The sequence below is a fragment of the Demequina sp. genome, assembly GCF_016278775.1.
Classification (GTDB): domain Bacteria; phylum Actinomycetota; class Actinomycetes; order Actinomycetales; family Demequinaceae; genus Demequina.
In genome coordinates this window covers 1-10,032 of the sequence record NZ_JADQBF010000043.1, presented here as the reverse complement: position 1 = coordinate 10,032, position 10,032 = coordinate 1, and the positions used below count along the sequence as shown (strand labels likewise).

The window sequence follows — 10,032 nt, the reverse complement described above, 5'->3', positions numbered from 1 at the left end:
CCTCATTGTCCTGGCGCGCCGCGCGCGTGGGGCGGTGACTCGCGGAGAGTCACCTTTGTTCAGTTGTCGCCGACGCTGCGTCTTTGTTACACCGCAGCGCCGAGGCAGTCCCTACTTGCCGTAGCGGCGCGGGAAGGAGGACTTGCCGGCATACACGGCGGCGTCGTCCAGTTCTTCCTCGATACGCATCAGCTGGTTGTACTTGTTGATGCGTTCGCCGCGGGCGGGGGCACCCGTCTTGATCTGGCCGGAGTTGTACGCCACCGACAGGTCGGCGATCGTGACGTCTTCCGTCTCACCTGAGCGGTGCGACACCATCGCGGTGAAGCCTGCACGCTGAGCCATGGCCACGGCGTCCGACGTCTCGGACAGGGTGCCGATCTGGTTGAGCTTGACGAGCAGCGAGTTGGCCGCGGCCATTTCGATGCCCTTCTTGAGGCGCACCGGGTTGGTGACGAACAGGTCGTCGCCGACCACCTGGGTCTTGGTGCCGACCGATGCGGTCAGTGCCGTCCAGTTCTCCCAGTCGTCCTCGTCCAGCGGGTCCTCGAGCGACACGAGCGGGTAGTCCGCCACGAGGCCCTCGTAGAACTCGATCATCTCGGCGGGGGTCTTCTGACCGCCCTCCCACTGGTACGCGCCGTCCTTGTAGAACTCGGTGGCGGCCACGTCAAGGGCGAGTGCCACGTCGTCGCCAGGCGTGTAGCCTGCCTTTTCGATGGCGACCAGGATCAGGTCGAGCGCCTCACGGTTGGAGTCAAGGTTGGGGGCGAAGCCGCCCTCGTCACCGAGTCCGGTACCGAGGCCGCGCTCCTTGAGCACCGCCTTGAGGGTGTGGTAGACCTCGGCGCCCATGCGCAGGGCCTCGCGGAACGTGGCGGCACCGACGGGAGCAATCATGAACTCCTGGATGTCCACATTCGAGTCGGCGTGCGATCCGCCGTTGAGGATGTTCATCATGGGGACGGGAAGCACGTGTGCGTTGGGCCCGCCCACGTAGCGGAACAGGGCCAGGTCGGCGCTGTCTGCCGCGGCCTTGGCCACTGCGAGGGAGACGCCAAGAATCGCGTTCGCGCCCAGCTTGCCCTTGTTGTCCGTGCCGTCCAAGTCGATCATGATCTGGTCGATGAGGCGCTGCTCCGTGGCGTCGAGACCGACAACCTCGGGGGCGATCTCGTCGATGACGGCGTCAACCGCCTGCTCGACACCCTTGCCCAGGTAACGGCCCTTGTCGCCGTCGCGACGCTCTACTGCTTCGAAAGCTCCGGTGGAGGCACCCGAGGGGACTGCAGCACGTGCGAACGTGCCGTCCTCAAGAGCGACCTCGACCTCGACTGTGGGGTTGCCGCGCGAGTCGAGAATCTCGCGGGCGCCTACGGCCTCAATGCTGGCCATGTTGCTCCTATCGTTGTGCCGCGTGAGCGGCCATCTATGGGGTTCTCCCCCGTGAGTCTATCGAGACGGGCGGGGGCCCGCCGGGCCACAGGACCTAGGCTGACGCCTCGCCCGTCGTGCCCTCAACACCCATCCAATCGCGCTGCGCGTAGGGGTTGAAACCGTTGACATCCTTGAGCACCAGGTAGCTGATCCCGCCGGGCGCGCTCGCGTAATCGGCGATGCTGGCAACGGCCCGTGTGACGCTGTCCGCGAAGACCGCTTGGGAGAAGTCACCGTACTCTGGGCTCACCTGCGCGCGCTCCTCCAGCCCCACAATCGCGTCGATGACGGACTCGGAGAAGGTCACGCTCTCGGCGCCAGCAGGCACTGCCTGGGTAGCGAGCGCCCGCACCGTGCGCACCACGGCGATCTGATCGTCCGTCACCTCAGCGAGCGTGTTGCCCTGAGCGAGCGCCCACATGACCGCGTCCTGTTCGATCTCTTCATCGGTTGCCACGTTGCCGTCGTCGAGCGCGGCCTTCTCGACAACCGGTTGCAACAGCAACAGAGTGAGGACCTCGCCGGGGTCGTTGGCAAAACCGAGTTCGCCGAGGGCTGTCGACCACGCGGCCACCTCGTCGTTCGTCACGGTATTGCCGTCAAAGACGGCGGCGGTGCCTGGTGGCGCTGGCTGGCCGGTGACGGCGCAGCCGCTGAGTGCAAGGGCAAGCAGGGTCGCTGCGACGATGCGCTTCATGCCGTTCATCCTACCGGGGTCGGCAACGCCGCTGTGAGCACCTCGCGAGCCCAGTCGAGCACCGCCATGCCCTCCACAGGAGCGCCGCCGATGCGTGCGGTCGTGGGCGCGGGCACCAAGACGTTGCGGACTGCTGGCTTGATGAGCGTGCCGGGGTACAGGCGCGTGATCCGCATGGCAGCGGAGTCAGGCAGCTCGATCGGCGCGAAGCGGATGTACTTGCCTTGGGCCACCACGTCCGTCACACCTCGCTGGCGCAACTCGAGGCGCAGCCGCGCCACCGCGAACAGGTTGGAGACCGGCTCCGGCACCTGCCCGTAGCGGTCGTTCAGCGCGTCTGCTGCCGCGATGAGCGCGGCGTCGTCCGTCGCGTCGGCGATGGTCCTGTAGGCCTCCAGGCGCAAGCGCTCGTGCTCGATGTACTCGGTGGGAATGTGGGCGTCGATCGGCAGGTCGATCGTGACCGGAGCGCGTTCCTCCTCGCCCTCTCCGCGGAAGCCAGCAACGGCCTCCCCCACCATGCGGATGTAGAGGTCGAATCCCACACCCTCGATGTGTCCAGACTGCTCGCCGCCCAGCAGGTTGCCCGCGCCGCGGATCTCGAGGTCCTTGAGCGCCACGGCCATGCCGGAGCCGAGGTCGGTGTTGGCCGCGATGGTCTGCAGGCGGTCGTGCGCCGTCTCCGTGAGAGTGCGCTCCGGCGGGTACAGGAAGTACGCGTAAGCGCGGTCCCGCCCGCGCCCCACCCGCCCGCGCAACTGGTGCAGCTGCGACAGCCCGAAGGTGTCGGCGCGCTCCACGATCAGGGTGTTGGCGTTGGAGATGTCTAGCCCTGTCTCGACGATCGTGGTGCACACCAGCACGTCGTATTGCTTGTCGTAGTAGTCCACGATCACCTGTTCGAGCGCCTTCTCGCCCATCTGACCATGTGCCACCGCGATGCGCGCCTCCGGCACGAGCTCGGCCAGCTGAACGGCCGCGCGCGTGATCGACTTGACGGAGTTGTGGATGTAGAACACCTGGCCGTCGCGCAGCAACTCGCGGCGAATGGCCGCAGCCACTTGAGCGGTCTCTTGGGGCCCCACGTACGTGAGGATCGGGTGACGTTCCTCCGGCGGCGTGGCCAGGGTTGACATCTCGCGGATGCCGGTCACCGCCAATTCAAGCGTGCGCGGGATGGGCGTGGCGGACATGGACAGCACGTCCACGTCCGTGCGCAGCGCCTTGAGAGTCTCCTTGTGCTCGACCCCAAAGCGCTGCTCCTCGTCGATGATGACCAGGCCGAGGTGCTTGAAGCGCACGGAGCCCGTGATGAGGCGGTGCGTGCCGATGACCATGTCGATCGTGCCGTCGGCCAGGCCCTCGACCACCGCCTTAGCTTCCTTGTCGCTTTGGAAGCGGCTGAGCGCCACCACCTTGACGGGGAACGGCGCGAAGCGCTCGGCGAACGTGTCGACGTGTTGCTTGACCAGCAGCGTCGTGGGGCACAGCAGCGCCACCTGGGTGCCGTCTTGGATGGCCTTGAACGCGGCGCGCACCGCGATCTCCGTCTTGCCAAAGCCGACGTCTCCGCACACCAGCCTGTCCATCGGCACCGGCTTTTCCATGTCGGCCTTGACGTCGTCGATCGTGCTCAGCTGATCTGGAGTCTCGACAAAGGCGAAGGCCTCCTCGAGTTCGCGCTGCCACGGGGTGTCTTGGCCAAACTCGCGCCCCTTGGTGGCCATGCGCGCCGAATACAGGCGGATGAGCTCCGCCGCGATCTCCTTGACCGCCTTGCGGGCGCGGCCCTTGGTCTTCGCCCAGTCGGCGCCGCCCATCTTGTTGACGGACGGAGCCTCGCCGCCCACGTATTTGGTGATGAGGTCGAGCTGATCCGTCGGCACGCTGAGCCGATCCCCCGCGTGGCCCTTCTTGGAGGGCGCGTACTCAATCACGAGGTACTCGCGCTCGACGCCGCGGACCGTGCGCTTGGTGAGTTCCACAAAGCGGCCGACGCCGTGGCTTTCGTGCACCACGAAGTCGCCTGTGCGCAGTTGCAGGGGGTCGACGACGTTGCGGCGCTTCGAGGGCACCTTCACCTTGGGCCCCACGACCGCGGTCGCGCGGCCGGTCAGGTCGGACTCGTGGAGCACCAGCAGGCGCTGGCCTGGCACCTGGAATCCGCCGCCGTTGACGCCAGCGACGATGTCGATGACGCCGGGAGCGACATCGCCTGCGTCCTCGCTCACGCGGGCCGTGAGGTCCGCGTCTCGGCACAGTTCCGCGATGCGCTGCGCCGAGCCCGTTCCCGCCGCGGCGACCACCACCCGCCAACCTTCGGCGAGCCGCGTGCGCGCCAACTCGAGCGCGGCGCCAGCCCTGCCCCTGAACGACTCGAGCGCCACAAAGCCGGTCTCGCTCGCGTCGTCCCCGCCGAAGGGGCCGATGGTCGCCCAGCCGAGGCCAGCCGAGTCGACCGCGTCGCGCAGCTCTCCCATGGTCAGGAAGCCGCCCTTGGCGAGCGGGCTATCCGCAGCGGCGTCCGCGGCCGCTGACAACTCGAGCGGGGCGTCGGCGCCGGCCGTGGCGCTCACCCACGCTGCGGCCAAGAACTCCTCCGCAGTGCTGTGCAAATCCTCCGCGCGCCTGGCGAGGCGCTCAGGCTCGAGCGCGACGATGCGCGTGCCCCGCGGAAGCAGGGATGGAAGGGTCTCCAAGTGGTCAACGAGCACGGGAAGCAGAGACTCCATGCCTTCCACGACCTGGCCGGCCGCGATGCGCCCCAGCAGGTCTGCGGCGGCGGGGAGCACCGACTGCATGGCCGATGCCCTGCGTTGCACGTCCGCGGTGAGCAGCACCTCGCGGCACGGCGGCGCCCACAGGCGCTCGACCTCCAGGAGCGAACGCTGGTCGGCCACGGAGAACTGCCTGATCGACTCCACCTCGTCGCCAAAGAACTCGATCCGTACGGGGTGCGGGTCGGTGGGCGCGAACACGTCCACGATGCCGCCGCGCACGGCGAACTCCCCTCGCCGCTCTACCATGTCGACGCGCGCGTAGGCGGCGTTTGCGAGGGAAGCCACCAGGTCGGTGAGGTCGACCCGCTCGCCTCGCGTGAGCCGCACGGGCTCGAGGTCCGCGAGGCCGGGGGCGAGCGGCTGCAACGCCGCGCGCAGCGGCGCCACCACGATGCGCGGGGCAGGCAGGCCCGTCTCCCTCGCCGCCTGTTCGGGGTGCGCCACCCTGCGCAGAGTCGCGAGCCTGCGCGCGACCGTGTCGGCGCGGGGGCTGAGGCGCTCGTGCGGCAGGGTCTCCCAGTTGGGGAACAGCGCGACCTGGTGCGGGTCAAGGTACGCGCTCAGAGCGGACTCGAGGGCCTCGGCGTCGTTGCCGGTCGCCGTGAGCACCACCAGCAGGCTGCCCGCGTCTACGGCCGACGCGATGAGCGCTGGCGACGCCGACGGTGGGGCCGTCAGGTGGTCCCCGTCGCCGATGCTGGGTGCGCCCAGGGAGGCGATGAGCGGCGCGAGCGGACGTGACACGAGGGGCCTCCAGGGCATGCCAATAGACCGGATTTCCGGCTTCACCATCCTAAGCGCGGTCACCGACACCGTTGCCCCCGGCCCCGCGCGGGCTCGTGCAGTCGCTGACTAGCTCGTGGACTGAGTGGCGTCCATCTCGGGGTCGACGACGTCCGCCTCGTGGACGTTCGGCGGCAACGACGCGGTGACCACTGTGCCATCGGCGCGCAAGGTGCCGTGGTACTTCTCGGGGTCAGGCACGCCATCGATGCGCGGGCCTTGGTCCTCGAGTGGCACCACTACTTCGGCGTGAGCCAAGACGTTGTAGTGGGTGCCGCGCACGTCGACCGTCAGGCCAGGGCCCTCCTCGACGTCGAACGCGATGGACTCCCTGCGCACCGTCACTTTGACCCTGGTGCCGCGCTGGGTGAGTCGGAAGGTGAGAGAGGGCCACGGGTCCGGCAAGCGCGGGTCGAAGTGGAACACAGAGCCGTGGTCGCGGAACCCACCGAAGCCGTAGACGAGTGCCCCCCACACACCACCTGCGGAGGCGACGTGCACTCCATCGGAGGTGTTGGAGTGGAGGTTGCCGATGTCCACAAAGGCACCGTCCCAGAAGTACTTCAGGGCAAGCTCGTGGTAGCCAACCTCCGCGGCGATGATCGACTGCACCACGCCCGAAAGCGTCGAGTCGCCGGTGGTGATCGGGTCGTAGTACTCGAAGTCGGAGCGCTTCTCCTCGAGCGAGAAGTACTCGGACTGCAAGAAGAGCGCCAGCACCACATCGGCCTGCTTGAGCACCTGAAAGCGGTAGATCACGAGCGGGTGGAAGTGAAGCAAGAGCGGGCGCTTTTCAGGAGGCGTGTTGGCGAGGTCCCACACTTCGCGCTCGTTGAAGAGTGCGTCCTGGGGATGGATGCCGAGGTTCTCATCCCACAGGATGGCCATGGCCTCCGCGGCGCGCTCCCACTCCTCCACCTCCTCTTGCTCAAGGCCAAGGCGCGCCACCATCTTGGCGTGCTGATCGGGCCACGTGTCGGAGAGCTTGCGCACCGACTCGGCAGCGCAGCGAAGGTTGAAGCGCGCCATCACGTTCGTGTAAAGGTTGTCGTTCACCACCGTCGTGTACTCGTCTGGCCCCGTGACGCCGTGAATGCGGAATGACGACTCGTTGCCCTCCGCCGTGCGCCAGAAGCCAAGGTCGGCCCACATCCTGGCGGTCTGCACCAGGATGTCGATTCCCTCGCGTGCCAGGAACTCGTCGTCTCCCGTGGCGCGCACGTACTTGTTGATGGCATAGGAGATGTCGGCGTCGATGTGGTACTGCGCCGTGCCCGCCGCGTAGTAGGCGGAGGCCTCTTCGCCGTTGATGGTTCGCCACGGGTACAGAGCCCCGCGTTGGGCGAGTTCTGCGGCGCGATGCTCTGCTGCCTCGAGCATGCGGTACCGATACCTCAAGGCGTTTCGCGCGATCACTGGCGACGTGTAGGTGAAGAATGGCACCACATAGATCTCTGTGTCCCAGAAGTAGTGGCCACCGTACCCAGAACCACTCACGCCCTTGGCGGAGATGCCATTGCCGTCGCCGCGAGCGCCCGCTTGAGCGAGTTGGAACAGTGACCACCTGATGGCCTGCTGCAGCGCGGCGTCGCCGCCCACCTCGACATCCGAGCGAGCCCAGAATTCGTCGAGCCACTCACGCTGCTCCTCGAACTGCTTGTCCGCGCCCTCATCACTCACGCGGTCGAGCGTGCGGTTGCACCGGTCAGCCAGTTCGCGTGCAGGCACCACACGAGACGTGTGATAACTGACCACCTTGGTGAGCGAGAACGTCTCGCCAGGCTTCAGCTGGGTGCGGAAGAGATGCTTGGCGTAGTCCTCCTCGACCTCGCTCAGGCACTCGTAGTCGCCCTCGTAGTCGACCCAGTGCTCCATCGCCACCGCCATCGTCATGTCCGAGTGCGCGGTTTGGAACCCGAGGTGAATGCGGCCGTTCTCCTCCTTGTGCATGCGCGGCTCGAGCACCCGTTCAGCGAAGGTCTGCGCCTTGCGGGGGTCGGTCTTCCCTGTGGGATCGGGGTTGGTGCGGTACTCGTCCAGTCCCGCTTCACGGTTGAGAACCTGGGAGGAGATCGCGATGGGCGCCTCTTTGTCCAGGAGCGTCACCTCGAACGTCATCAACGCGACGTGACGATGCGTGAAGGACACCATGCGCCGAGACCTCACCCGCACGCGGTTTCCGGCGGGCGTACGCCACAGCAGGTCACGGGTGAGCACGCCGTCACGCATGTCGAGCGAGCGGTTGTACTCGATCAGGTCGGCGACTGACAACAAGAGGGGTTCGTCGTCGACGTACAGCCTGATGACCTTCGAGTCAGGGACGTTGACGATGGTCTGGCCCGTGCGCGCAAAGCCGTAGGCCTCCTCCGCGTGTTGGATGGGCCACGTCTCGTGAAAGCCGTTGATGAAGGTTCCGTGGGAGAAGAAGTCGTGACCCTCTTCCACATTTCCGCGAAGTCCGAGGTAGCCGTTTCCCACCGAGAACAGCGTCTCCGTCATGCCGATGTCGTCGTCGCTGAAGGAGGTCTCTGACAGCCTCCACGGGTCGGCAGGAAACCTCAAGCGGTCAACGTACTCGCCCAAGCCCGTCTCGAACGGTGCCGTTCGTGCGGCCTTCATGGGTTGACCAGCTCCGCGAGGTCGCTCACCACCACGTCCGCGCCTGCCCTGACGAGGTCGTCTGCCCCGGCTCCCCTGTCCACACCGATGACCAGGGCGAAGCCCCCCGCTGCGCCAGCCTGTACTCCCGAGATCGCGTCCTCCACCACCACTGACACATCGTCGGTCACACCGAGCAGCCGCGCCGCGTACTGATATGTGTCTGGCTGCGGCTTGCCGGGGAGCTGTTCCATGGCGGCCACCTTGCCGTCAACGACCACCTCGAAGCGATGCGCGAGACCTGCGACCCTCAGCACCTCCATGGCGTTGCGCGAGCTCGACACGACCGCCATCGGCACGTCCAAGGCCTCCAAGACGTCCATCAACGCCACGGAACCGGGAAAAGGCTCAACGCCGTCCTCGCTCAATACCGCGTTGAACGCATCGTTTTTCGAGTTGCCAAGCGCGCACACCGTCTGATCGCCAGGAGGGTCCGTTGGCGATCCGTAGGGAAGATCCACACCACGGGACGCCAGGCACACCTGCACTCCTTCGTAACGCGGCCTGCCGTCGACGTACGCGAAGTAGTCGTCATCCGTGTACGCGGGCGTGATGCCGTGAGCGGTGAAGAAGTCGGTGAACATGCGCCGCCACGCAGCCATGTGGACGTCCGCAGTGGGCGTGAGCACCCCGTCTAGATCAAAGAGGACCGCGCCAAAGCTGCGGTCGCGGATCTGCGGAATGGTCCAGTCAGTGCGACCTGAGGTCAATGGGGAACCCCCTTGGGCTTCTGTGTGAGGCCGGAGTCATACGGACCGCCATGCCCCCAGTTGAGGGGGCCGACGTCTTTGATCGTACTTGCCAACGCTTGCTCAATGTCCAACGTCGGCGCGGGTGGTGTCACGATCCGGTCACAGATACCTGCGTCGCGGGCCTAGCCGGAGGTATGAAACCGCTGTTGCGCCTCGGCCAGGCCCTTCGTCAGCAGGTCCTCGACCGCGTCGGCCGCGAGCGCCACGACCAGATCCAGCTCCTTGCGCTCCGTAGCACTGAACGGCTTCAGGACATACTCGGCTGGCGCCTGACGTCCGGGAGGGCGACCGACGCCGACGCGCACCCTGACGTAATCCTGCGTGTTCAGCGCCTTCGAGACATCTCTGAGCCCGTTGTGCCCACCGGCGCCCCCGCCACGCTTCAGGCGAATCGCGCCATACGGGATGTCCAGGTCATCGTGAATCACCACGACGTCCCGTGGTTCCACGCCGAAGTACCGCACGAGCGCGCTCACCGGTCCCCCGGAAAGATTCATGAACGACAGCGGCTTGGCGAGTGCAGCGGCCACGCCGGACGGCCCCACGCCGCCGATGCGCACGCTGGCCACGCGGGCGTGCGTGCGGCCCACGGAAGAGAAGGACGCCGACGAGCGCTCGGCCAGTTCGTCGGCGACCATCTGGCCGACGTTGTGGCGTGTCTGGGCGTACTCGGGGCCGGGATTCCCCAGTCCCACCACCAGCGCGGTCACGGTGTCCTCCTCCGACAATGCCTCACGAGAGGCGCGGTGTTCCGACGTTGGCACAAGCGAGAGCACAGCACGACGCCCGGCTCGCCAGATGGCGGCAAACCGGGCGCTCATGCTGGACACGTCCTACTCGGAGTCTGCTTCGTCGGCGGCGGTTTCCCCTTCTGCCGCTGCCTCTTCCGCTGCCTCTTCCGCAGCTGCTTCCTCTTCCTCAGACA

6 protein-coding genes are annotated in these 10,032 nt (G+C 66.8%); all 6 read right to left on the bottom strand.

Annotated elements, in window-relative coordinates:
• Positions 1–111 precede the first annotated feature (111 nt).
• Positions 112–1,395 carry a phosphopyruvate hydratase gene (gene eno, locus QZZ33_RS06495; protein ID WP_291378954.1) on the bottom strand — a complete coding sequence of 428 codons (1,284 nt, stop codon included), beginning with the start codon at positions 1,393–1,395 and terminating at the stop codon, positions 112–114.
• A gap of 94 nt (positions 1,396–1,489) precedes the next feature.
• The gene (locus tag QZZ33_RS06490) at positions 1,490–2,134 is read right to left on the bottom strand and encodes a hypothetical protein (RefSeq protein WP_291378953.1); all 645 of its coding nucleotides are present in this window, start codon (positions 2,132–2,134) and stop codon (positions 1,490–1,492) included.
• Between the two features lie 5 nt (positions 2,135–2,139).
• Entirely contained in the window at positions 2,140–5,676 is a 3,537-nt protein-coding gene (gene mfd, locus QZZ33_RS06485; protein ID WP_291378952.1) for a transcription-repair coupling factor, read from the bottom strand.
• Positions 5,677–5,766: 90 nt separating this feature from the next.
• Positions 5,767–8,316, bottom strand: coding sequence for a glycosyl hydrolase family 65 protein (locus tag QZZ33_RS06480; RefSeq protein WP_291378951.1), 2,550 nt, complete (start codon positions 8,314–8,316; stop codon positions 5,767–5,769).
• On the bottom strand, positions 8,313–8,957 hold the full coding sequence (locus QZZ33_RS06475; RefSeq protein WP_291378955.1) for an HAD-IA family hydrolase: 645 nt from the start codon (positions 8,955–8,957) through the stop codon (positions 8,313–8,315). The genes QZZ33_RS06480 and QZZ33_RS06475 overlap by 4 nt, the downstream gene beginning before the upstream one ends.
• 272 nt (positions 8,958–9,229) lie before the next feature.
• Positions 9,230–9,928, bottom strand: coding sequence for an aminoacyl-tRNA hydrolase (gene pth / locus QZZ33_RS06470; RefSeq protein ID WP_291378950.1), 699 nt, complete (start codon positions 9,926–9,928; stop codon positions 9,230–9,232).
• Between the last annotated feature and the right edge of the window lie 104 nt (positions 9,929–10,032).